General features: G+C 71.3%; 20 protein-coding genes and 1 riboswitch. Of the genes, 10 read left to right on the forward strand and 10 right to left on the reverse strand.

Features of this window, described 5'->3' with window-relative positions; translation table 11 throughout:
- Positions 1 to 9 precede the first annotated feature (9 nt).
- Both ACFVIU_RS20175 and ACFVIU_RS20180 read right to left on the reverse strand, forming a co-directional pair.
- Positions 10 to 1,647, reverse strand: coding sequence for a GMC oxidoreductase (locus ACFVIU_RS20175; RefSeq protein WP_385844011.1), 1,638 nt, complete (start codon positions 1,645 to 1,647; stop codon positions 10 to 12).
- Positions 1,648 to 1,726: 79 nt separating this feature from the next.
- A complete protein-coding gene (locus tag ACFVIU_RS20180) occupies positions 1,727 to 2,869 on the reverse strand; it encodes a glycosyltransferase family 4 protein (RefSeq protein ID WP_385844012.1) in 1,143 nt (380 codons plus the stop codon).
- 107 nt (positions 2,870 to 2,976) lie between these two features.
- On the opposite strand from ACFVIU_RS20180, the gene ACFVIU_RS20185 reads away from it, so the two are divergent.
- A complete protein-coding gene (locus tag ACFVIU_RS20185) occupies positions 2,977 to 4,212 on the forward strand; it encodes a glycosyltransferase 87 family protein (RefSeq protein ID WP_385844013.1) in 1,236 nt (411 codons plus the stop codon).
- A 42-nt stretch (positions 4,213 to 4,254) separates the two neighbouring features.
- Here the strand turns inward: ACFVIU_RS20185 and ACFVIU_RS20190 are convergent, their stop codons facing one another.
- The 5 genes from ACFVIU_RS20190 to ACFVIU_RS20210 all read right to left on the reverse strand — a co-directional run bounded on the left by ACFVIU_RS20190 (position 4,255) and on the right by ACFVIU_RS20210 (position 9,683).
- On the reverse strand, positions 4,255 to 5,445 hold the full coding sequence (locus ACFVIU_RS20190; protein WP_385844014.1) for a hypothetical protein: 1,191 nt from the start codon (positions 5,443 to 5,445) through the stop codon (positions 4,255 to 4,257).
- 48 nt (positions 5,446 to 5,493) lie between these two features.
- Positions 5,494 to 6,543: an NlpC/P60 family protein gene (locus ACFVIU_RS20195; RefSeq protein WP_385844015.1), complete on the reverse strand. Its 1,050-nt coding sequence runs from the start codon at positions 6,541 to 6,543 to the stop codon at positions 5,494 to 5,496.
- 259 nt (positions 6,544 to 6,802) lie between these two features.
- Positions 6,803 to 7,843 (reverse strand): NlpC/P60 family protein, encoded by a 1,041-nt coding sequence (locus ACFVIU_RS20200; RefSeq protein ID WP_385844017.1) that lies wholly within the window; start codon positions 7,841 to 7,843, stop codon positions 6,803 to 6,805.
- 212 nt (positions 7,844 to 8,055) lie between these two features.
- Positions 8,056 to 9,399, reverse strand: a complete 1,344-nt coding sequence (locus ACFVIU_RS20205; RefSeq protein WP_385844018.1) for an NYN domain-containing protein — start codon at positions 9,397 to 9,399, stop codon at positions 8,056 to 8,058.
- 44 nt (positions 9,400 to 9,443) lie between these two features.
- Complete coding sequence (locus tag ACFVIU_RS20210) at positions 9,444 to 9,683, reverse strand: hypothetical protein (protein ID WP_009309707.1); 240 nt, start codon at positions 9,681 to 9,683, stop codon at positions 9,444 to 9,446.
- A 154-nt stretch (positions 9,684 to 9,837) separates the two neighbouring features.
- On the opposite strand from ACFVIU_RS20210, the gene ACFVIU_RS20215 reads away from it, so the two are divergent.
- Together ACFVIU_RS20215 and ACFVIU_RS20220 are read left to right on the forward strand one after the other, a co-directional pair.
- Entirely contained in the window at positions 9,838 to 10,578 is a 741-nt protein-coding gene (locus ACFVIU_RS20215) for a rhomboid family intramembrane serine protease (protein WP_385844019.1), read from the forward strand.
- Entirely contained in the window at positions 10,575 to 10,856 is a 282-nt protein-coding gene (locus ACFVIU_RS20220; RefSeq protein ID WP_037931200.1) for an Lrp/AsnC family transcriptional regulator, read from the forward strand. Before ACFVIU_RS20215 ends, ACFVIU_RS20220 begins: the two co-directional genes overlap by 4 nt.
- A 36-nt stretch (positions 10,857 to 10,892) precedes the next feature.
- Here the strand turns inward: ACFVIU_RS20220 and ACFVIU_RS20225 are convergent, their stop codons facing one another.
- The 3 genes from ACFVIU_RS20225 to trpD form a co-directional block, all read right to left on the reverse strand.
- Positions 10,893 to 12,254, reverse strand: a complete 1,362-nt coding sequence (locus ACFVIU_RS20225) for an aminotransferase class V-fold PLP-dependent enzyme (protein WP_385844020.1) — start codon at positions 12,252 to 12,254, stop codon at positions 10,893 to 10,895.
- 177 nt (positions 12,255 to 12,431) lie between these two features.
- A riboswitch (SAM riboswitch) is annotated at positions 12,432 to 12,548 on the reverse strand.
- A gap of 102 nt (positions 12,549 to 12,650) precedes the next feature.
- On the reverse strand, positions 12,651 to 13,325 hold the full coding sequence (locus ACFVIU_RS20230) for an undecaprenyl diphosphate synthase family protein (protein ID WP_385844022.1): 675 nt from the start codon (positions 13,323 to 13,325) through the stop codon (positions 12,651 to 12,653).
- A 571-nt stretch (positions 13,326 to 13,896) separates the two neighbouring features.
- Complete coding sequence (trpD, locus tag ACFVIU_RS20235; protein WP_385844023.1) at positions 13,897 to 14,961, reverse strand: anthranilate phosphoribosyltransferase; 1,065 nt, start codon at positions 14,959 to 14,961, stop codon at positions 13,897 to 13,899.
- Between the two features lie 507 nt (positions 14,962 to 15,468).
- Here trpD and ACFVIU_RS20240 point away from each other — a divergent pair.
- The 7 genes from ACFVIU_RS20240 to ACFVIU_RS20270 all read left to right on the forward strand — a co-directional run bounded on the left by ACFVIU_RS20240 (position 15,469) and on the right by ACFVIU_RS20270 (position 22,391).
- Positions 15,469 to 16,416 (forward strand): 3-oxoacyl-ACP synthase III family protein, encoded by a 948-nt coding sequence (locus tag ACFVIU_RS20240; RefSeq protein ID WP_385844024.1) that lies wholly within the window; start codon positions 15,469 to 15,471, stop codon positions 16,414 to 16,416.
- Between the two features lie 131 nt (positions 16,417 to 16,547).
- Complete coding sequence (locus ACFVIU_RS20245) at positions 16,548 to 17,228, forward strand: hypothetical protein (protein ID WP_385844025.1); 681 nt, start codon at positions 16,548 to 16,550, stop codon at positions 17,226 to 17,228.
- Between the two features lie 54 nt (positions 17,229 to 17,282).
- The gene (locus tag ACFVIU_RS20250; RefSeq protein ID WP_385844027.1) at positions 17,283 to 19,061 is read left to right on the forward strand and encodes a thiamine pyrophosphate-binding protein; all 1,779 of its coding nucleotides are present in this window, start codon (positions 17,283 to 17,285) and stop codon (positions 19,059 to 19,061) included.
- Positions 19,062 to 19,101: 40 nt separating this feature from the next.
- Positions 19,102 to 20,121 (forward strand): phytoene/squalene synthase family protein, encoded by a 1,020-nt coding sequence (locus ACFVIU_RS20255; RefSeq protein WP_385844028.1) that lies wholly within the window; start codon positions 19,102 to 19,104, stop codon positions 20,119 to 20,121.
- 13 nt (positions 20,122 to 20,134) lie between these two features.
- Complete coding sequence (locus tag ACFVIU_RS20260) at positions 20,135 to 21,148, forward strand: beta-ketoacyl-ACP synthase III (protein ID WP_385844029.1); 1,014 nt, start codon at positions 20,135 to 20,137, stop codon at positions 21,146 to 21,148.
- A 26-nt stretch (positions 21,149 to 21,174) separates the two neighbouring features.
- A complete protein-coding gene (locus ACFVIU_RS20265; protein WP_385844030.1) occupies positions 21,175 to 21,414 on the forward strand; it encodes an acyl carrier protein in 240 nt (79 codons plus the stop codon).
- The gene (locus ACFVIU_RS20270; RefSeq protein ID WP_385844031.1) at positions 21,414 to 22,391 is read left to right on the forward strand and encodes an aminotransferase class I/II-fold pyridoxal phosphate-dependent enzyme; all 978 of its coding nucleotides are present in this window, start codon (positions 21,414 to 21,416) and stop codon (positions 22,389 to 22,391) included. The genes ACFVIU_RS20265 and ACFVIU_RS20270 overlap by 1 nt, the downstream gene beginning before the upstream one ends.
- Positions 22,392 to 22,541 lie beyond the last annotated feature (150 nt).

The raw sequence follows: 22,541 nt of genomic DNA on the forward strand, positions 1-22,541 counted from the left end.
TTCCTCGCGTCATGGCGCGGTGTCCTCGGCGAGGACCCGCGCCATCGTGCGTTCGGCGAGCGCGGTGATGGTGACGAAGGGGTTCACGCCGATCGAGCCGGGCACCAGCGAGCCGTCGGTGACGTAGAGCCGCGGGTATCCCTTGACCCGGCCGTAGTCGTCGGTGGCCCGGCCGAGGACGCAGCCGCCGAGCGGGTGGTAGGTGAAGTCGTCCGCGAAGACCTTGCCGGCCGGGCCGAAGAGGTCGTAGCGGTAGAGGGTGGCGTTGGCCAGGTTGATCCGGTCGAAGAGCTTCTTCGCCATGGCCACCGACACCGCGCTCTGCTCGGCGGTCCAGCCGAGCCGTACCGCGTCCGTCCGGGAGTCGTACGAGAAGGACGCCCGCTCGGGGTTCCGGGTGATCGCCAGGTACAGGCTCACCCAGTGCTCGAAGCCCATGGGCAGCGGGGCGATCTCGGCGAAGACCGGGTTGTCGGCGTTGTCCCAGTCGTCGATGCCCAGCACCGGCATGGTCGACTGGTCGGCGCCGACGGTGTCCCAGAGGTGGTTGGCGCGGGCGAGCATGGTGTTGCCGTTGGTGCCCCAGCCCGCGCCGACCTCGGCGTTCAGGTCGGGCAGGGTGCCGGTGTCCCGGGCGCGGACCAGGAGTTCGGTGGTGCCGAGGCTTCCGCCCCCGAGGAAGAGGTAGGTGCAGCCGTACTGCTTGCGCTCCACCACCGCGCCGGTGGCGTCGATCCGGTCGGCGGTCAGGACGTACGACCCGTCGCTCGCCCGGCGGACGGAGGTGACCTTCTCCAGGGTGTGCAGGGTGACGTTGCCGGTGCCGAGGGCGGCGGCGAGGTAGGTCTTGTCGAGGCTGCGCTTGCCGTGGTTGTTGCCGTAGATGACCTCGCCGGCGAGCGCGGACCGGGTGGCGGTGCCGGCCGCCTCGGCCTGCATGTAGCCGAAGTCGTAGACGTTGGGGACGAAGGTGGTCTTCAGGCCCGCGCAGGCCGCGGCCTTGCGGGAGGTGCGGGCGAAGCGGTACCAGTCGGTGGACTCGAACCAGGCCGGGTCGACGGTGTTGACGCCGAGCGCGGCACGGGCGCGCGGGAAGTACGTGCCGTACATCTCGTCGGCGTCCACGGTGGGGAACTGCTCGGTGAAGTAGGAGCGTCGCGGGGTCACCGCCATCCCGCCGTTGACGAGCGAGCCGCCGCCGACGCCGCGGCCGACGTAGACGGACATGGCGTCGTGGTGCACGCGGTCCAGGACGCCCGGGTAGGCGCTGATGTCCCGGTTGACCACGTCCAGCCAGAGGAAGGTGGCGAGCGGGGCCTCGGTGCGGCTGCGGAACCACATGGAGCGCCGGTCGGGGGCGGTGGTGGAGCAGAACACCGTGCCGTCGGGGCCGGCCGTGTTCCACAGCCGGCCCATCTCCAGGACGAGGGTGCGGATGCCGGCCTGGCCGAGCCGGAGGGCGGCGACGGCGCCGCCGTATCCGGAGCCCACGACGACGGCGGGGGCGGACTCGGCCGCGGCGGGCTCGGCCGCCCGGGCCGACTGGAGTCCGATGCGGGTGAAGCCGAGGGCGGCCGCGGTCTGGAGGGCGGCCATGCCCAGGATGTGACGTCTCGTCAGCTGACGCTGTATCAGTTTGGGTGCCATGCGCGCAGCATGGGCGGATTACGGGCTTCCGCCAAGCGTCAACGCACCATCCGGTCAAGGAAGTTCGGGCTGGTTCGCGCTACAGCACGGCTTTGAGCCGCTCGGCGAGCAGGTCCCAGCGCCAGCGTTCCTCCACCCACCGGCGGCCGCGCTCGCCCATGCGGCGGCGCAGCTCGGGGTCGTCGAGGAGGGCCACGATGCGCTCGGCGGCCTCGGCCGGTTCGCCGCCCCGGACGACCCAGCCGGTCTCGCCGTCCAGGACCGCGTCGGGAGCGCCCCCGGAGTCGCCCGCGACCACCGGCAGCCCGGTCGCCGACGCCTCCAGGTAGACGATGCCCAGGCCCTCCACGTCCAGGCCGCCGCGCCGGGTGCGGCAGGGCATGGCGAAGACGTCGCCGGCGCCGTAGTGGGCGGGCAGCTCGGACCAGGGGACGGCGCCGGTGAAGCGGACGGCGGAGGCGACCCCGATCTCGGCCGCCATCCGGCGCAGCTGGCGCTCGTAGGGGCCGCCGCCCACGATGAGCAGCACGGCGTCCGGCTGGGCGGCGAGGATGCGGGGCATGGCCCGGATGAGGGTGTCCTGGCCCTTGCGCGGGACCAGCCGGGAGACGCAGACCACGACCGGGCGGTCGGTGAGGCCGAGCCGGGCGCGCACCTCGGCGCCGCCGGAGTCCGGGTGGAAGGTCTTCTCGTCCACGCCGGGCGGCAGCTGCACCATCCGCCCGGCCGCCTCGGGGGTCAGCGCGGTGGCGATCCTCGACCGGGTGTACTCGCCCAGATAGGTGATCGTGTCCGTCGACTCCCCGATCCGCCGCAGCAGCTGCCGGGCCGCGGGCAGCTGGGCCCAGCCCGCCTCGTGCCCGTGGGTGGTGGCGACGAGCCGTTCGGCGCCGGCCCGGCGCAGCGCCGGGGCCATGAGGCCGAGCGGGGCCGCCGCGCCGAACCAGACGGAGGTGCACCCGTGTTCCCGCAGCAGCCCGACCGCGCGCCGGGTCGCCTGCGGGGTGGGCAGCAGCATGGTCGTACGGTCGCGTACGACGGTGAAGGGCTGCTCGGCGTCGAAGGCGGCCGTGGCCAGGGCGCCCTCCCGGCCGCGCTTCCAGGTGGAGGCGTAGACGACCAGCCGGCCGGGTTCCAGGCGGAGCGCCATGTTGTGCAGGAAGGCCTGGATGCCGCCCGGCCGGGGCGGGAAGTCGTTGGTGACGATCAGGGTCTTGCGCATCGCCGCCGACCCTACCGAATCGGACGGCCCGGCCGGGTCTGTGGCAGGTACACAGGAGGGCACGACATCATGGTGCCCGGCCCAGAAATCGAACGGCAGGGGAGCACGTGGAGACGAACGGCACCGGGCGGCCTCCGGCATGGCTGCTCGCGACCTGGGTCGTCACCCGTGCGGTCCTGCTGCTCTTCGTGTTCGGGGTGTTCGTCTTCCCGGGCCCGGACGTCACCTCGGACGTGTCGGTGATCTACCAGGGCTGGTACGAGGTGCTGCGCCACGGAACGTTTCCGCTGGACGACGTGACCTGGCAGTACCCGCCCGCCGCGGCCCTCGCCGTGCTCTCCCCCGCCGCGCTGCCCTTCCTGTCGTATCCGCACGCCTTCTTCGTCCTGGCGTGCCTGGCGGACGCGGTCGTGCTGGCGCTGCTGCTGGCCGCGGGCCGGCGGCCGGGCCGCTCCGCGCACGGCGCCCTGGTGTGGGTGGTGGCGGTGCCGCTGCTGGGCCCGACCGTGTACGCCCGCTACGACGTGATGGTGACCGCGGTGGCGGTGGCGGCGCTGCTGGCCGGGGCGCGGCGGCCGCGGCTGCTGGGCGCGCTGGCCGCGTTCGGGGCGCTGCTGAAGGTGTGGCCGGCGCTGCTGCTGGCCGGTGCCGGGCGGCGGGCGTGGCGGTCGGCGGCGGTGACCGGGTCCGTGGTCGCGGCGCTGTTCGCGGTGTCCATGCCGGGGGCGCTCGCGTTCCTGACCTTCCAGCGGGACCGGGGCACCGAGGTGGAGTCGCTGGGCGGCCTGGTCTTCCATGTGGCCCGGCACTTCGGCTGGCCGGGACAGGTGCTGCTGAACTACGGCTCGGTCGAGTTCGTCGGGCCCGGTGTGGCCACGGTGAGCGCGGGCGCGCTGGTGCTGACCGGGATCGCCTTCGCCTGGCTGGTGCGGTGGCGGCTGCGCGCGACCCGGACCGGGCCGCACTCCCTCGCCGACGCCGCGCTCACCGCGGTGCTGCTGTTCACCGTGACCAGCCGGGTGATCAGCCCCCAGTACCTGGTGTGGCTGATCGGCCTGGCCGCGGTCTGCATGACGCACCGGGCGAGCCGGATGGGCGTCCCCGCGCTGCTGGTGGCGGCCGCGTCCTTCGTCACCGTCCTGGAGTTCCCGCTCGGCTTCCTCCACGTGGTGCTGAGCGACGGCTACGGCCTGACGCTGCTGGCCGTACGCAACGGCCTGCTGGTCACGGCCGCCCTCCTCGCGGCCCGCACCCTGCGGCGCTCGACCGTCCCCCCACTCCCACCACTCCCCTCTGTCCCCGATCAGGCCACCCGCACACGGCACACCTCGGTCCCCTCCTGACCCGGCACGCGGCGCGGGCGCGCCGTCCAGCCATCGGGAAGCTCAGCCGAGCTGGGTCTTGACGTAGGCGCGCCAGCGGGTGGTGAAGGCTTTCGGGGTGGTGGCCAGGACCTTCCGCAGGGCCGTCTCGACCGCGCCGGACCGTTCGTGGTGGGCGCCCACGGCTCGGTAGAAGGTGCCGAGCCGGGCCGTGCCCCAGTGGTCGGCGATCATCCGGCAGGCCAGCCAGCCGCCCTCGTAGGCCCGGGCCAGCTCGGTGGGGTCACTGGTGAAGCGGAAGTCCTTGTCGGCCGGGAGCGCCGAGGGCAGCCGGCCGCCCTGGACCGCGCGGGCCAGTTCCGGCGCGATCTCGTCCGGGGTGCGGCCGGTGCCGAGGTAGCCGATCCAGTCGGCGTAGCCCTCGGAGAGCCACAGCGGGGTCGCCGCGGTGGTGTGGGCGCGGGTGGCCACATGGGTGGTCTCGTGGGTGAGGACGACCTGCCGGCCGAGGGCGCCGAGGGCGGCGTACGCGTCCGGGTTGACCACCACCCGGTCCGCGGGGGCCCGCCCGGCACCCCCCACCTCGCCGGTGGTGACGGCGGCGATGCCCCGGTAGTCGGAGGCGGGCGAGCCGAGCAGGGCCGCCATGCCCGCCAGGGACCGCGGGACGAGCACGACGACCCGCCGGGTCCAGTCCGTGCCCCAGGCCCGGGAGACCGCGGGCACCGCACGGTCGGCCAGCCGGGCGAAGGCGCGCAGCGCGGCGGCGGAGCGGCCGGTGCCGAGGACCAGGCTGTGCGCGCCCTTGACCGCGGTCACCGTGCCCTGGTCCCACAACTGCTGCCCGGCCCGGCCGGCGGGCCGGTCGGCGCTGACGTACCACCTGCCGTCGGCGGTGCGGCCGAGCGTGAGGGTGCGGCGGGCGTCCACGGGGGCGGTGTCGTACCCGGCGACCCGGTAGCGCAGCTCGGCGTCGGCGGTGGCGCCGGAGGCCGTACGGTGCACCGCGGTGACCGTGTAGGCCCAGGAGGCGAGCGGAAGGGCGCGCAGCCGGGTGTACTCGGTCCGGGTGCCGGTGGCGCCGTAGGCCGGTTCGTCGTGGCCGAGCAGCGCCGCCGCGCGCCGGTCCAGCACCCGCTGCACCTCCGCCCGCGCGGAGTCGGCACCCGTCCGCCCGCCGCACCCGGCGAGGGGTACGGCCAGCAGACAGGCCGCCACCGCCGCGGCGCTCCGCACCCGTCTACGACCAGCCATTTGCCGATCGTAAGGGGCACCCCCGGGGCCGCGGCCGGGGAACCGGTCTCACGGCCGGGTCACCGAGGAGACCGGCATCATGTTCACCGGGTCGTAGCGGACCCGCGCGCCCGGGTAGGGGGCGTGGATGACCTGGCCGTTGCCGACGTACATCGCCACATGGCTGGCGTCGGCGCGGTAGACGACCAGGTCTCCCGGGCGGGCCTGGGAGAGCGGGACCTGCCGGCCGGCGAACCGCTGCTCCTGCGAGGTGCGCGGCAGGTGCACTCCGGCGTGTGCGTACGACCACTGCATCAGCCCCGAGCAGTCGAAGCCGGAGGGGCCGTTCGCGCCCCACACATAGGGCCGGCCGAGGGCGGACTGCGCGGCGGCCACCGCGGCGGCGGCGCGGGCGTCGGGAGCGACGGCGCCGGTCAGGTCCGGCAGGTCCGCCGCGCCGGGCATGCCGGGCAGATCGGCGCGGCCGGCGTCGTCGGAGCGCGAGGCCCGGTCGTAGGCGGCGCGGGCGGCCGGCGGCAGCGCGTTCAGCAGCCGCCGGGCCGCGGCGAGCTTGCCCTCCACGGTCTTCTTGTGCGCGGCGACCGCCTTGCGGCTGCGCTCCAGTTCACTGAGCTTCCCCGTGGCCTCGGCGCGCTCCTGGGCGAGGTCGCGCAGCGCGGACCGCAGCTCCTTGAGCCGGCCGGCCTGCTGGCTGCCGATGCGGTCGAGGGTGGACGCCTTGTCGAGGTAGTCCTGCGGGTCGTCGGAGAAGAGCAGCGCCACCGCGGGGTCGATGCCGCCCGCCCGGTACTGCGCGCCGGCCAGCGAACCGAGCTGCTCGCGCAGGGAGTTGACCTGCTGCTGCCGGCGGGCGATGCGGTCCTGCGCGTCGCTCACCTCGCGGCGCAGCGTGTCCTCGCGCTCGGCGGCCTTGTCGAAGGCCTGGGTCGCCTGTTCGGCCTGCTGGTACAGCCGGTCCACCTCGGCACGGGCGTCGCCGGGCGGCGCCGCCTGCGCAGGTACCGCGCCGAACGCGGCGGCCGCGGCGGAGAGTACGCACAGGGCGGCGGCGCCCCGGTCGAATCCGGATGGTGCAAGGCGACGACGGTGGGACCCCACGGCAGTCCTTCTGTTCACGGACAGATACCGTTCCCCGGCGCCTGGGGACGGGGAGGCCCCGGCGCCGGGGAAACGCGGCAGACAGTAGCCGTGCGGAAGGGCTCCGGCCAAAGACCTCGTGCGCCGTCTTCGGCCCGGATACGGTCGCGCCCCGCCGCTGACGCAGGTCACCGGCGGGGCGTGGAGTCAGTTCCGGTCCCGGGGATTCGCTCGTTCGGGCGCCCTCGGGCGGTGGACGTTTCGCGGGTCGGACCGCGGGTCAGACGCGAACGCCGAACTGGAACGGCATGTCCGACATGGCCTCGTAGCGGACCACGGCACCGGTGTGCGGGGCGTGCAGCACCATGCCGTTGCCGGCGTACAGGCCGACGTGGTGGATGTCGCCGTAGAAGAAGACCAGGTCGCCGACCTGGAGGTCGTTGATGCTGTAGATGCGGGTGCCGATGTTCGCCTGCTCCTCCGAGGTGCGCGGGATGGAGACACCGGCCTGCGCGTAGGCCCAGGAGGTCAGGCCCGAGCAGTCGAAGGAGGAGGGGCCGGAGGCGCCGTAGACGTACGGCGAGCCGATCTTGCTCTGGGCGGCGGAGAACGCGGCGCCGGCGCGGCCGGAGGCCGGCGGGGTGTCCTTGTTCCCCATGTCGACCCGCTGGGTGGAGGAGCGGTCGGCGCGCTGCTGCTTCTGCGCCAGCTCCTGCTTCTCCTTGGCCGTCAGGGTGTTGAGGAGCTTCTGCGCCTCGGCGAGCTTGCCCTGGACTTCCTTCTTCTTCTTGCCCAGTTCGGCGCGGGTGGCGGAGAGGTCCTTGAGCTTGTCGCTCGCCTCCGCCCGCTCCTGGGCGAGTTCGCGCTGTTTGTCCTGGATCTTCTTCAGCGCGTCGACCTGCTGACTGCTCAACTGGTCGAGGGTGGACGCCTTGTCGAGGTAGTCGTCCGGGTTCGAGGAGAGGAAGAGCTGGACCGAGGGGTCGATGCCGCCGGAGCGGTACTGGGCCGTGGCCAGCGAACCCAGGCCGTCGCGCAGCTTGTTCAGCTCCTGCTGGCCGCGGGCGACGTTGTCCTGGATGGTGGAGATTTCCTTTTGCAGCTTCTGCTGCTTCTCCTGGGCGCCGTTGTACTTCTCGGTGGCCTGCTCGGCCTGCTCGTAGAGCTTGTCGACCTTTGCCTTGACCTCGTCCTTGCTGAGCTTCTCGCTGGGCGCGGCGTTGGCGGCGTTCGCGCTGAGCGCGACGGCAGCGGCTGCGGCGGTGGTGAGCACGGTCACGCGGGTGCGGCTCGGCTGCTTGGGTCGACGGTGGGACGCCACTGAGGACGAACTCCTTCTTGTGAGTGATCACCCGTTCGGAGGTTCGAGCCCAGACCCTAGTGACCCAGCTGTGATCAGTTCAAATCCTCACAGCAGAAAATCGCATCACGCAAGCCATTCTTTGCCCATAACTCACACGGGGTGAGACGCGATTGACGCTACGTTGCGTGACGATGCGGCCAATTCGGGCATTGAGTATGCCCGTTGGGCGTTCAGGACAGTCGCTTCAGAAGCACCGCAGAGGCGACGGGTCGGGCACCCGCCCTGGCGACCCCGTCGGCCACCTCGCGGTCGGTGGAAGCGACGATGACCGGACGGCCCGGCGGCTCCGCGCGCACCAGCTGCCGGATCAGCTCGTCGGCGGTGATCCCCGGCTTCGAGAACAGCACGCGGACGCCGCGCGGCGGCGCGAGCAGCACCGGCGCGGCCAGTTCGGCGCCGTCGAAGACACAGGTCACCTCGGCGCCGGTCTGCGCGGCGAGCGCCGAGAGCTGGCCGAGCAGCCGGAGCCGCTGCTTCTCCAGCGGCATCTGCGGATAGCCGGTCTTGGTGACGTTGTAGCCGTCGACCACCAGATGCGCCTGCGGCAGCGCGAGCAGCTGGTCGAGGATGGCCGGGTCGTGCTCGGACAGGGCGCGGGCCGCGATGTCCTTGGGAGTCATCCGCCCCGGCTCCACCGCGTCCACCGTCTCCGCCGGGCGCACCGAGACCGGCGGCAGGGCGAGTTCGCGGCGCAGCCCCTGGGTCGCGTCCAGCAGGGTGTCCAGCAGCAGCCGTACCCGCATGTCCTCCACGCTGCGGCCCTCGCGGGCGGCCCGGCGGGTCGCCTCCAGCGCGGCCTCCGCCTCGCCGAGCCGGGCCTTGAGCCGCCGGGACTCGCTCTCGGCGGCCGACAGCTGCGTCTGGCCTTCGGCGCGTACGGCCTCCATCTCGGCCTGCGCCTTGCGCAGCGCGGCCTCGCCCCGCTTGACGTCGCTGAGCGCGGCCCGCAGCTTGCGCTGAAGCGATTCCGCTTCCTTCTTCGCCGACTCCAGCTCCGCGCGCAGCCGTTCGGTCTCGGTCCGGGTGTGCTCGCGGGCCTGGGCCAGCTCGGCGCGCAGCCGCTCCAGCTCCGCCCGGCTCTCCTCGTCGGCGCGCTCGGCGTCCGCGCGCTGGGCCTCCTCGCCGGCCGCGGTGACCAGCTTCACCCAGCCCGCGGGGCGCAGTACATAGGCCGCGGCCGCCACATCGAGCGGGTCCGCGGCCGGGGGCGGCGAGCCGGAGTCCAGGGCGCCGGCGAGTTCCGGATGCGCCTCTCTGAACTTCTCCCCGATGCGCTGCCGGAACAGCGGATCGGTCTCCAGCGCCGCCGCCATGGCGTTCCCGGCGAACTTCGCCCGGCGGTTGGGGGCGAACCGGGCATACTGCCGCAGCTGCGCGGGCAGTTCCGCCACGGTCAGCCCGCCGAAGCCGTCCGAGACGATCTGTACGACCCTGCGGCGCACGCCGTCGGGCAGCGGACGGTCAAGCACCTCAGCGGTGCCGTCTTCCGGCCCCCCGCCTGCGGTCTCCACCATCCGTCACACCCCTAAGCCGTCCGCTGTACCCGGGGCCGCTCCGCTCAGGAGTCGGCGCCCGGCCTGTCCACGAGTTCCACCTGGTCCACCGCGTTGCACCAACGGCAGCGCACCGACTCGATGGTCTCACTGACCACCTCGCGCTCCTCCACCTTCGGCTCACCCGCCAGGTCGAGGTGCACGTACTCGACCACCTTCGAGGAACGGGTCACGTCGAACCGGGTGAGGTTGCCGCACAGGGTGCAGCGCCAACGCGTCGTGGCGGTCGGCAGGGGAACCGTCATCGTGGCTGTTCGCTTCCTTCTCGGGTCGGTCCGCGCCCGGGGGGCGGACCCGTGTGGCCGTAACCCTACGGCCTGCCGGGGACTCGCCGCCCGTCCGTTCACGGCGGCGAGGCGGTCTATCCCCTTGCGTCCCCTTACGTCATGCTCTGTGTCCATGATCGGCAACTGGAGCACGGCGGGCCGGACCGTGAGGGCGGTCCGGAACACATCGGCACCGATGACCTACACCCTCATCGCCCTGTGCTGTGTGATCTTCGTGCTGGGCCCGGCCTCCGGGCTCACCGGGGCGTACGGCTCCGGGGAGTCCCTGCTCGCCGCGCAGCGCGTGTACTTCCACCGCTGGGGCGTGGTCCCGGCCGAGCTGTTCGAGGGCGTGCCGAGGGCGGCGCTCACCCCGCTCACCGCGCTGTTCGTGCACGGGAGCTGGGTGCATCTGCTCGGCAACATGCTCTTCCTCTTCGTCTTCGGCGCGATGACCGAGGAGCGGATGGGCCGGGTGGAGTACACGCTCTTCTACGTCGGCTGCGGCTACCTGGCCCTGCTCGGTTACGCGGCCGCCAACGCGGCCTCGGAGCAGTCGCTGGTGGGGGCCTCCGGAGCGATCTCGGCGGTCCTCGGCGCCTTCCTCTACCTGTTCCCGCGGGCACGCGTGACCAGTCTTCTGCCGTTCCTCCTCTTCCTGCCGGTACGGTTCCCGGCCTGGGTCGTGCTGCCGTTCTGGGCGGCGCTCCAGTGGCTCTCGGCGGGGCGGGCCGGACAGGGCCCGGGGGTGGCGTATCTGGCGCACCTGGTGGGCTTCGGGCTGGGCTTCGGCTACGCGTGGGTGCGCTACGGCCGTACGGATAGAGTGAAAGCCGCCCCTGCCCAGGCGCCCGAGGGAGAGAAGCAGCCGTGATCACCGCGATCGTCCTGATCAAGACCAGCGTGGACCGGATCCCCGAGATCGCGGAGCAGATCGCTTCGCTGGACTCGGTGAGCGAGGTGTTCTCCGTGACGGGGACGTACGACCTGATCGCGATGGTCAGGGTGCGGGAGCACGAGGACCTCGCCGAGGTGATCCCGGGCCGGATCAGCAAGATCCCCGGCGTGGAGGGCACGGACACGCATGTGGCGTTCCGTACCTACTCCCAGCACGACCTGGAGGCGGCGTTCGCGATCGGCCTCGACTCCTGACCGTCCGGACACCGCCTCATCGGGAGGTACGGCCCCTCACACCGCCGGCACGCAGCGGCCGTCCTCCGTGCGGTACGTCCACTTGGCACCGTCCCTGACCAGTTCCCGGACCGCGCTCACAAAACGGTCGACGTGCTCGTCGGGGGTGCCCGCGCCGAAGCTGACGCGCACGGCGTTGAGGGACTTCTCGCCCGGGGCCGCCTCCGGCGCACCGCACTCGCCCTGGGTCTGCGGGTCGCTGCCCAGCAGCGTGCGGACCAGGGGGTGGGCGCAGAACAGGCCGTCGCGGACGCCGATGCCGTACTCCGCGGAGAGGGCGGCGGCGAAGTGGGAGCTGTTCCAGCCGTCGACCACGAAGGAGATCACCCCGACGCGCGGGGCGTCGTCGCCGAACAGGGAGAGGACCCGCACCTCGGGGATCTCGGCGAGCCCCTCGCGCACCCGGCGGATCAGGTGCTGCTCACGGGCGACCAGGGTGTCCCAGCCGGCCTCGGTGAGCGCCTTGCAGGCCGACGCGATGGAGTAGGCGCCGATGACGTTCGGCGAGCCGGCCTCGTGCCGGGCCGCGCTCTCGTGCCACGCCACCTCCACCCCGCCGTCCGGGCGCCGGGTGACCGTGCGGCTGGCGCCGCCGCCCGCGAGGTACGGCTCGGCCGCGCGCAGCCAGTCCGCGCGGCCGGCCAGGACGCCGGAGCCGAACGGCGCGTACAGCTTGTGTCCGGAGAAGGCGATCCAGTCGACGTCGAGGTCGCGGACGTCCACCGGCTGGTGCGGGACGAGCTGGGCGGCGTCCACGACGATCCGGGCGCCGTGCGCGTGCGCGGCGGCGGCCAGCTCGCGCACCGGCCACAGCTCGCCGGTGACGTTGGAGGCACCGGTCACACAGACCAGGGCCGGGCCGTGGGGCTCGCGGGCGGCGAGCGCCCGCTCCAGGGTCTCGACCGCCTGCCGCGGGGTGCGCGGGGCGTCGAGGTAGGTGACCCGGGTGTCCTGCCAGGGCAGCAGGGAGGCGTGGTGCTCGGTCTCGAAGACGAAGACCTGGCAGCCGGCGGGCAGCGCGCGGGCCAGCAGGTTCAGCGAGTCGGTGGTGGAGCGGGTGAAGACCACCTGGTCGCCGGGGCGGCAGCCGAGGAAGTCGGAGACCGTGCGGCGGGCGTTCTCGAAGAGGTCGGTGGAGAGCTGGGAGAGATAGCCGGCGCCACGGTGGACGCTGCCGTAGTAGGGGGCGTAGGCGGCGACGTCGTCCCAGACGCGCTGCAGGGCGGGGGCGCTGGCCGCGTAGTCGAGGGCCGCGTAGGTGACCTCGCCGCCGGTGACTAGCGGAACGGTGACATCCCGCCCCAGAACCGGCAGAGGGGCACAAACGGACTGGTCGGCGGCAGCGGTGGAGACGGACATGGCGGAACTCCCGTGAGGCGTGTGGGATCACCGCGCGAGCAGAGGTCGCTCAAGCACGGAGAAAGGGGAAAAGGGTGCGCGGAGGCGGGGCTCGGCGGCCCTAACGCATTCGCTTGCTCACGGAAGACTCCTCGACGACCAGGACCCCTGGTCCACGCTTCGACTCAGCGTGCGAGGGGTCCGCGCTTGCCGTAGACCTCGCTGCCTACGACCTGGTCCTCACCCGGGGCACCCCGCCACGGACGGAGGGTTGCCGGACAGCCGGCCGGGGCCTTGTGGCTGTCGCTCATGACCTGGACAGGAACGTAACGGAGCTGATCGCCGCGCCGCAACTCCTGTCCGTATATCGGGACCTCGGCATGCCGGCGAGGCATGCCGAGGCCGTCGGTCGTGCCGTCAGCTCGACTCGGGCATGCCGGACTCCGGGTAGCCGCCGTAGCGCCGCTCGCGGTTGCGGAGGTCCTTCATCGCGGCGTCGAAGTCGGCCCGCGTGACGTCCGGGAACAGCAGCGGGGAGAAGTACAGCTCGGCGTACGGGGACATCAGCGGGAAGAAGGACGACATGCGGACGGCGCCGCCGGTGCGTATGACGAAGTCGACCTGTTCCGGGACGTACGCGTTGCTGGCCAGGATCTCCTCGGTCATGACCGGGATCTTCCCGTTGAGCTTGTTGAAGATCCCGATGACCTCGCGGGAGAGGGACATTCCGAGGATGTAGTGGACCGTGAAGTCCGAGTCGGTGTCCGACGCCTTCCGCATGGTTTCGAGCGATTCGAGGTAGCGGTCCGGCACCAGGTCCAGGGAGCCGGAGTACGCGAAGTTGCAGCTGCCGTGGACGCGCTGGGCCAGGTCGTCGAACGCGTCGAGGAACGTCGTCACCGCGGCCTCGGGGCGGTTGAAGTTCTTCACCGAGGACGTCGTGATGTAGAGGGTCTTGATGCCCTCCTCCCGGGTCCAGCCGATGAACTCTTCGAGCTTGTCCGCCATCGCCTTGTAGCCCTCGTCGAGGGAGACACCGTTTTCGATGGACCAGCGGCGCATGCCGTCGGGCAGAAGCATCAAGTTGGTCACCGTGTTCTCCTTTTGCTGAATGCGCTGGCGCGAACAAGTGCGGGTGTGCGTCGACGGCACGTCCGAGGGGATGCCGACGAGGGAGGAGAGGGTGTCGCCAGAGTGCGCAGGCCTGTTCCGCACCCGTGCTGGGTGCGGTTACCGGTTCGGTCTGCGGATGTGACGGCCGTCGAGAAGGCCGGAATGGGCAGAGCAAGGGCCGGTGAGAATGTTCCGGCGCTTGAAGAGCGGTCGATGCCGCCCGGTGGTGAAGACACGCGCATCACGCGCGGAGTGACATGAAAACGGTGCGGAGCCGAGTCGGCTCAGGTATGGACCGGACGTAATCGACGGTCCGGCGGCGTCGGATTCCTATTCCATGGCTGGGTACAGCTGTCCCTCATCCATGCCCCCGTCATCCCTTCGTTGTCCCCGTTCAGATGCGTGCTCCGGACAAAGCGGAGGCACACACATCACCACGAGGGAATGCACTTGACGCTAGCATATCCACAGACCCGGCCAGGTGATCAAGATCTGACGCCAATTTCCCGCAGTGCGGGGCGACTTGTGCGGCCGCCCCGCCGGGCGGACGTCAGGCGTTGGTGGCCGCGACCCACCGCTCGAGAAGCCGGGCCGCAGCCCCGGAGTCGATCGACTCGGCCGCGCGGTCCATCCCGTCCCGCAGCTGCTCCGCCAGGGACCCCGGGCCCGGCTCCAGGGCGACCAGCGCGGCCGCGGAGTTCAGCAGCACGGCGTCCCGCACGGGTCCCTTCTCGCCGTCCAGCAGCCGCCGCGCGACACCCGCGTTGTAGGTGGCGTCCGCCCCGCGCAGCGCCTCGACGGGCACCAGTTCCAGCCCCACGTCCCGCGGGTCGAAGGCCTCCTCGGTCACCTTGCCGTCGCGTACCACCCACACCCGCGAGGTGGCCGTGGTCGTCAGCTCGTCGAGCCCGTCGTCGCCGCGGAAGACCAGGGACGAGTGGCCGCGGGCGGCGAAGACGCCGGCCATGATCGGGGCCATCCGGGGGTCGGCGACACCGACGGCCTGCGCCTTGACCCGGGCCGGGTTGGCCAGCGGGCCGAGCGCGTTGAAGACGGTGCGGATCCCCAACTGGCCGCGCGCGGCGGCCACATGGCGCAGCGCCGGGTGGAACTTCACCGCGGCGCAGTACGTGATGCCGGCCTCCTCGGCGACCTCGGCCACCCGCTTCGGCGCCAGGTCCAGGTTGACGCCGAGCGCCTCCAGCACATCGGACGCGCCGGAGGCCGAGGAAGCGGCCCGGTTGCCGTGCTTGACGACCTTGGCGCCGGTACCGGCGATGACGATCGAGGACATCGTGGAGATGTTGACGGTCTTGGCGCCGTCCCCGCCCGTTCCGACGATGTCGACGGTGTTCCCGGAGACCTCGATGACGGTGGCGTGCCGGTACAGCGCGTCCACCAGCCCGGTGATCTCCTCCACCGTCTCACCCTTGGCCCGCAGCGCCACCACGAACCCGGCGATCTGCGCGTCCGTGGCCTCGCCGCGCATGATCCGGTCCATCGCCCAGTACGTCGCACCGGCGTCCAGGTCGCGCCCGGACAGCAGGGCGTTCAGCACCTCGGGCCAGGAACGGCCCGCCGCGGTGTCGCCTCCAGCGGGGGTCACAGCGCTCATACGGCCGCTCCTGAGTCGTCGGTTTCAGCCATCCACCACCGCGCGCGCGGGGAGGCTCCCAGCCTATCCAGCCGGGCGGGGCACGGGGGCGCCGGTCTCACAGTGCGACCACTCAAAAGTAAGGAATCTTACGTTTGAACACCGGAACCAATGCATGTTGAACGAAGTCCAGGCCGCTTTTCCTGGCACACCCGGACATCGCGGATATCTTCCCCCCAGAGCGACCGTTACCTTACGGTTACCTAACTGAGATCTGGCCGTGACCGTGATGATCATAGAGTTGCCATCGCTTTTGCGCCACTTGCAAGCACGCTCGACATAAACGCCACTCCAAAGCGTCAACGGGGGACTCGAGGGGGGAACGTGCAGCGCATTCTCTTTTTTCTTTCCGCCACACCTCTCCTGGTTCTCCCGGTCAATGCATGACTAGCACTCCCACCGCGAAGATTGGGAATTTTTGTGGTATCGACTCGCGTTGTCGATGTAGTCAATTTCATGCCGGAAAAAGTGGTTCGAAACAGTGAGCTGCTTTCCGAGGACAGCGACCTGAGTGACCATGCGTTCTTCGCGGGCGTTCACGAACGACGTTTCGCGTGGCCCGAGTACACCTCCGCCCGGCTGGGTACCGCCGCTCTCGAGAAGCTGCTCGAGCGCAATGGCGTGGATCCGGCGACCGTGGATCTCATCATCTGCGCCTCCCAGCTGAACGACGCTTTCTCGCCCGGTGTGGGCACCGCCATTCAGCACGCGGTGGGCGCGACCTCGGCAGCGGTTCTCCAGGTGGACAACGGCTGCTGCTCCTGGGTCTCCTCGATCAACACGGCCAAGGCCTTCATCGACTCGGGCCAGTACCGCACGGTGGCCGTGGTCACGGTCACCAACTTCGTCTCCCGGCTGGAGGAATTCCAGCAGAGCCCGGAATCCCGGGTGCTCGGCGACGGGGCCTCCGCCACCTTGCTGACCGCCGGCGAGGAGCCCACCATTCTCTCCGTGCACGAGCAGTCCTTCGGTGAGAACTGGGGTGCGCTCAAGGTCGAGCCGAGTGCCGTCGACGGAATGGAAATTCCCTATTGGGCGCACGGTTCCGGCGCCCTGACGGTAAACTTCGACCAGAAGATGCTGGCGCGGCTCTACACCGTCACCATGGAGCAGCTCCCGCGGGCCGTCGAGACCGCCCTGGAGAAGGCCGGCGTACGGAACGAGGACATCGCCCGCCTCATCACCCACCAGCCGAACGAGAAGTACGTCGCGGAGTGGCGCAAGCGCTGCGGCTTCGACGACTCCCGTGCGCACGACACCCTGGGCATCTACGGCAACCTGTTCCAGGGCTCCCTTCCGGTGACCTTCGCCGACGCCCTGGAGAAGAAGCTGATCTCCCCCGGAGACCTCGTGGCGTTCGGCACGTTCTCCCATGGCGGCGAGCTCGTCGCGTCCATGGTCTGGCGCTGGAACTGAGCCGTCCCGGCCGTCCGGACAGCCCCTCATCGACCATCACCGCATGCCCGGCACCGCCGGCATGTCCGGCATCACCGCATGTCCTGCACCACCTGTATGTGTGTTCACCATTGCTTCATTCAGGAGGAAACATGGCCAACCGCGTCCCCGACGAGTCGGGCCTCGCGCAGAACTACGTCCTCGACCGCTCCGACCTGGTGGAGCTGGGCCTGGTGTGGAACGAGAACACCGGCATGGACGACATGATGAAGCTGATGGAGAGCAAGACGAAGGAGACGTACGACCACAACGAGGTGTTCGGCGACTACTGCTCCCTCGCCGAGCACATCAACGTGCCGTACGACATCGTCTTCGAGTACGCCGCCAACGCCCGTTCCCTGGAGGAGTGGACGTACAGCATCCGCAACATGAGGCACCTGGGCGGCGGTCTGTACAAGGCCGACGAGATGATCCAGCCGAACACGGACATCTACATCCGCGCCGACGCCCAGAAGGGCCCCGAGCACGGCCTGGTGATCTACCCGTGCGCCTGGGACCAGGGCCACGAGCTGTGGATGCGCTACTACCTGACGATCATCGACTCCTCGAAGGTCCTCAACAAGCCGGGCACCGTGGTGCTGTGGACCAACTGCAAGCACCCCTACTACGACCGCAAGACGGAGAACGTCCCGGACTACATCGCCGAGGGCCGGGCCCGCACCGACCGCGTCTGGGTCGGTGACATCTGGCCCATGTTCCACGCCGGCCACAGCATCGAGATGGGCAACCTCAAGCGGATCCTCGAGCACCGTTTCGGTTCGGCGCAGAGCTGACGCGGGGCGGGGCACAGCCGGGGCAGCACATCCACGACGAACGGGGGTAGGACGATGCGGCTGGCCGACGCGCTGGTCACCGTTCTGCGGGACCTGGACACCAGGTATGTCTTCGGTGTCAGCGGCGCGAACATCGAGCACATCCACGACGCCGTCGAACGGCTCGGGCAGGGGCAGCTCACCTCGGTCCTGGCGAAACGGGAGGACGGCGCGGCGTTCATGGCCGACGCCCGGGCCCGGATCCACCGGACCCTGGGCGTGTGCTGCTCGACCTCGGGCGGCGGCATGGTGAACCTGGTGGCGGGGCTGGCCGAGTCCTACGCCGAATCGGTGCCGGTGCTGGCCCTCGTCGGCCAGCCGCCGGCCGCCCTGGACGGCAAGGGGTCCTTCCAGGACTCCTCCGGCATCGGCCGCACGGTGGACGCGCTGCCCCTGCTGAGCGCGGTCACCAAGAAGACCGTCCGGATCACCGGGGCGGACGCGTTCTGGCCCGCCCTGAGGGAGGTGCTCGGCACGGCCCTCAGCGGGCGCAAGGGTCCCGTGGCCCTGCTCATCCCCCGGGACAGCAACGAGCTGGAGGTCGGCGAGCCGCCCGCCGACTGGCCCCGCGACCTCGGCGCCTTCGCCGACCCGGGACCGGTCGACGAGCCGGCGGTGCGGGAGCTGTTCGAGCGGCTGGGCGAGGCCCGTTCGCCGGTGCTGCTGCTCGGCCACGGGGTACGCCGGTCCGCCGCCCCCGAGGCGGTACGGCTCTTCGCGGAGCGCGCCCGGATACCGGTCGTGACGACCATGGGCGCCCGGGGCGAGTTCCCGAACGACAACCCGCTGTACCTGGGGGTCGTCGGCGAGGGCGGCCATCCCTCGGCCGCCGCCTATGTGGAGCGCTCGGATCTCGTGGTGCTGGTCGGTACCGGCCTGAGCATGATGACCCGCCGGGCGATACCCGGCTGGGACCCGGCGAAGGCCGCCGCGGTCAATGTGGACCTGGGCCAGCTGGCCCGCTCCGGCGCCGCCGACCTGCTGGTCCGCGGGGACGCCGGCCGGGTGTTCCAGCTGCTGGAGCGGTTGCGCGAGGTGAGCCCGTTCACCGCCCCGGTGGTCGACGGGTACACGATGACGCGGTTCCTGCCCCGGCGGGCCGACCGGCTCCCGGGCCGGGGCACTCCCTCGGCCGACGACGTGCTCCTCCAGAGCGAGGCCGTCCAGCTGATCCAGGAGCACCTGCCGCCCGGGGGCCATCTGCTGTACGACGCGGGCAACTGCGCCGTCGCCTCCATGCACTACGGGTCCGTGCCGCCGGGGTCGACCTCGACGATCGCGCTGGGCATGGGCGGCATGGGGTACAGCATCGGCGGCGCGATCGGCGCCCAGCTCGGCTGCTCCGAGTCCACCCGGACGGTGGTGTTCTGCGGCGACGGCGCCTTCCTGATGAGCGGTCTGGAGCTGCACACCGCCGTCGAACTGCAACTGCCCATCCTCTATGTCGTCTTCAACAACGGCATGCACGGGATGTGCGCCACTCGGCAGCAGACGTTCTTCGACTCCCGCATCACGGCGGTGGACTACCGGCCGGCCGATGTGTGCACGGTGGCACGGGGGCTCGGCACCCCGGACCGGCTGTGGGTCGCGAGCGCGGGCACCCGTGCGGAACTCGTCCGGCACCTGGACGACCACGCCCTCGACGGCCGGCGCCCCGGTGTGCTGGAACTCCGGCTCCCGGTCGAGGAGATGCCTCCCTTCGCCTCCTTCCTGCCGGCCGACGAGCCCACGGTGTCGGTGCCGCGGCAACGGCGGTCCGTCGACTCGTACGAGATGAGCGGAAGCACCCTCTAGCGGCCGGCCGTCGGGCCGGCCCACACGAAAGAGCACAGACATGACGATGGTTCAAGAGCTCGATCTCGCGGGCATCAAGGACTCCGGTCTTCGCGCCGACTACATCACCGTCTCCCAGCTGTTCCGCAAGATCGGCCGCGGACGCTTCCTGGGCCGGTACATGTTCCCCGAGGCCAAGCGGCCCTACTTCGACGCCTTCATCACCTTCGTCGCCTACGTCGACAACCTGACCGACGACATCAACCTCAGCGTCGATGTCCGCAACCGCCGGCTCGACGAGTGGGAGCGCACCTATCTGGCCGTCGCCAAGGGCGACCCGCTGCCGGTGGACCGGCCGCTGTCCCGCTCGGAGGAGACCGACGCGGCCGTCGCCCGCGCCCTGGTGCACACCCTGCGCACCTGGGACCTGCCCTACCTGCGCGTGCCGGAGTTCGTCGCCGGCAACCGCCGGGCGCTCACGACGTACGAGTACGCGGACGACGCGGCGCTCGACGACTTCCTCGAGAACGTCACCCTGCTGCCCGCCACCTGGATCAACCAGATCTTCGAGCCGCGCGGCGAGGAGGCCGAGGAGCTGTGCCGGCACACCATCACGGCCTTCCAGCTGCTGGACTTCATCTGGGACCTGCGCGAGGACATGGACCTCGGGCGGCTCTACCTGCCGCTGGAGCACCTCGCCCGGTTCGGCGTGGAGCGCGAGGACCTGGACCGGCAGATCGGCAGCGGCCGGATCAGCGACCCGGTGCGTGAGCTGATCCGCTACGAGATCGGTGTGGCCAGGAAGCACCTGGACGCCGGCCGCTCCTGGCCGCAGGCGCTGCACCCGACGTCGCGGACGTTCATGGAGGCCGACATCCAGCTCCATGACTCGATGTTCCCGACCCTGGCCAAGGACGACTACGCCTTCTTCAAGACCGCGCGGAAGGGGCTGGGCCTCACCTCGGGGCTGATGATCGCGCGTACCGCCCAGGCCATCGCCCGCGCCCGGAAGATCAACCAGCAGGCGGCGCAGCGGGGTTACCGCGTCCGGCCCGCCTTCGAGGGCGGCAGCGCCGCATAAGGGAGCACCGACCATGACACGCACCGCGGTCCTCGGCGGGCTGGGTACCTGGGTCCCGCCCCGGGTGGTCACCAACGACATGCTCGCGGCCGAGCTGGACACCACCGACGAGTGGATCAGAACGCGCACCGGCATCGAGCGGCGCCATGTGGCGTCGCCCGGCATGAGCACCGGCCATCTGGCGACGGAGGCCGCCCGGCGGGCGCTGAAGTCGGCGGGCACCGAGCGGGTGGACCTGGTGGTGGTGGCCACCAGCACCCCGGACCGGCCGTGTCCCGCGACGGCCCCGGTGGTGGCCGACGCCCTCGGGCTCACCGGGGTGGGCGCGTTCGACGTGGCCGCGGTGTGCACCGGGTTCGTGTACGGCCTGGCCACCGCGGCGGGACTGATCGGCACCGGGGTGGTCGACACCGCCCTGGTGGTGGGGGCGGACACCTTCTCCACGATCCTGGACCCGGCCGACCGCACCACCCGGGTCATCTTCGGGGACGGCGCCGGGGCCGCGGTGCTCCGGGCCGGCGAGCGGACGGAGGACGGCGCGCTGCTCGGGTTCGACCTGGGCAGCGACGGCCGGGGGGTGGACCTCATCACCGTGCCGGCCGGCGGCTCGGAGCAGCGGCTCGCCGAGACCGGTCCGGCGCCGTCGGACGTCTACTTCCACATGGACGGGCCCCAGGTCTTCGCGCGTGCGGTCCGGCACATGAGCGGCTCGGTACGCGCCGTGCTCGACCGGGCCGGGCTGGCACCGGACGACCTCGCCCATCTGGTGCCGCACCAGGCCAATGTGCGCATCCTGGACACCTGCGCCCGCGATCTGGGCCTGCCGGCGGAGCGGGTCGTGAAGAACATCGACCGGGTCGGCAACACCGTGGCCGCGTCCATTCCGCTGGCGCTCGCCGCGGGCGCCACGGCCGGCCGGTTCGAGGCGGGGCAGTCCGTCGTCCTCACCGGCTTCGGCGGCGGACTGACCTGGGGCTCGGCCCTGCTCACCTGGCCGGGCTCGCTCGTCCCCATCACCGAGAGCTGAGCAGTCGTACAAGCGAGAAGAGAACCATGGGCAACCTTGACGAAAACCTGAAGTCACTGCTTGACGATCGTTTTCCCAAATCCACCGACTCCCTTTTCGCGGGGGCCACCTTCAAGGAGTCGGGAATCGACTCGATGGGGGTGGTCGAATTCATCGTGGAGATGGAGCGTCACTTCGGCACCCCGATGCTGAACGGAAACGAGCTGGGCATCGACAACAATCTGGAGGACGCCCGCGAGTTGCTCAGATCCCTGGGTGTGAGCTGATGCCCGGGGAACACCGGCTGGCCCTGAACGAGAATCCGCTTCCGCCGTTGGAATCGGTGACCGCGGAGATCGCCCGGCATGCCGCCGCGGTCAACCGGTATCCGGAGTTCTACCCGGAGCGGCTGAAGGGCGTGCTCGCCGACTGGCTCGGCTTCCCGCGCGAGGGTGTCGTGGTGGGCTCCGGGTCGGTCGGTGTCGCGCTCCAGGCCCTCCAGGCGACCGTGCGTCCCGGCGGCGGCCTGGCGTACGGCTGGCGCAACTTCGACGCGTACCCGCTGCTCGCCCGGATGACGGCGGCCCGTCCGCTGGAGGTTCCGCTGCTGCCGGGCGGCCACCAGGATCTCACCCGTCTGGCGAAGGCGGCGGCGGAGGCCGATGCGGTGATCGTCTGCAACCCGCACAATCCGACCGGACGGTTTGTCACGGCCGAGGAGCTGCGGGACTTCCTCGCCCTGGTCCCGGCCGGGACCACGGTCGTGCTGGACGAGGCGTACATCGAGTTCGTCGCGGCCGAGGAGCGTCCGGACTCGGCGGAGTGGGTGCGGGAGTTCCCCAACCTGCTGGTGCTGCGCACCTTCTCCAAGGCGTACGGCCTCGCCGACCTGCGCGTCGGCTACGGCCTGACCAGCCCCGAGCTGGCCCGGCGGATCAACGAGTTCCAGCTTCCCTTCGCCATCAGCTCGCTGTCGGTGGCCGCGGTGGAGGCCTCCCTGCGCGAGCAGGGCGAGCTGGGCGCGCGGGTGGAACGCATCGTGCGGGAACGCGACCGGCTGGCCCGGGGGCTCACCGCCGCCGGCTGGGCGGTCCTGCCCAGCCGGACGAACTTCCTCTGGTTCGACGAGCCGGAGCGGGTGCCGCAGCTCCGCGCGGCCCTGGAGCAGAGCGGGGTCCTGGCCCGGTTCTTCGAGGGCGAGGGCGTCCGGCTCACCGTCGGCGACGCCGAGGCCAACGACGCGGTGCTGCGCGCGCTGTCGTAACGCCCGCACCGCGGACGAAGAAGAGGGGGGGGGGGGGGGGGGGCCCCCCCCCCCCCCCCCCCCATGATTGTGGGTGCGACGGAGATAACACCCCACCCCGGGGCGGGGCGGGGGAGCGCGGCCGGGGGGGCGGCTCGCACTCGCGCAGCG

It is taken from the genome of Streptomyces sp. NPDC127190 (genome assembly GCF_042672505.1).
Classification (GTDB): domain Bacteria; phylum Actinomycetota; class Actinomycetes; order Streptomycetales; family Streptomycetaceae; genus Streptomyces.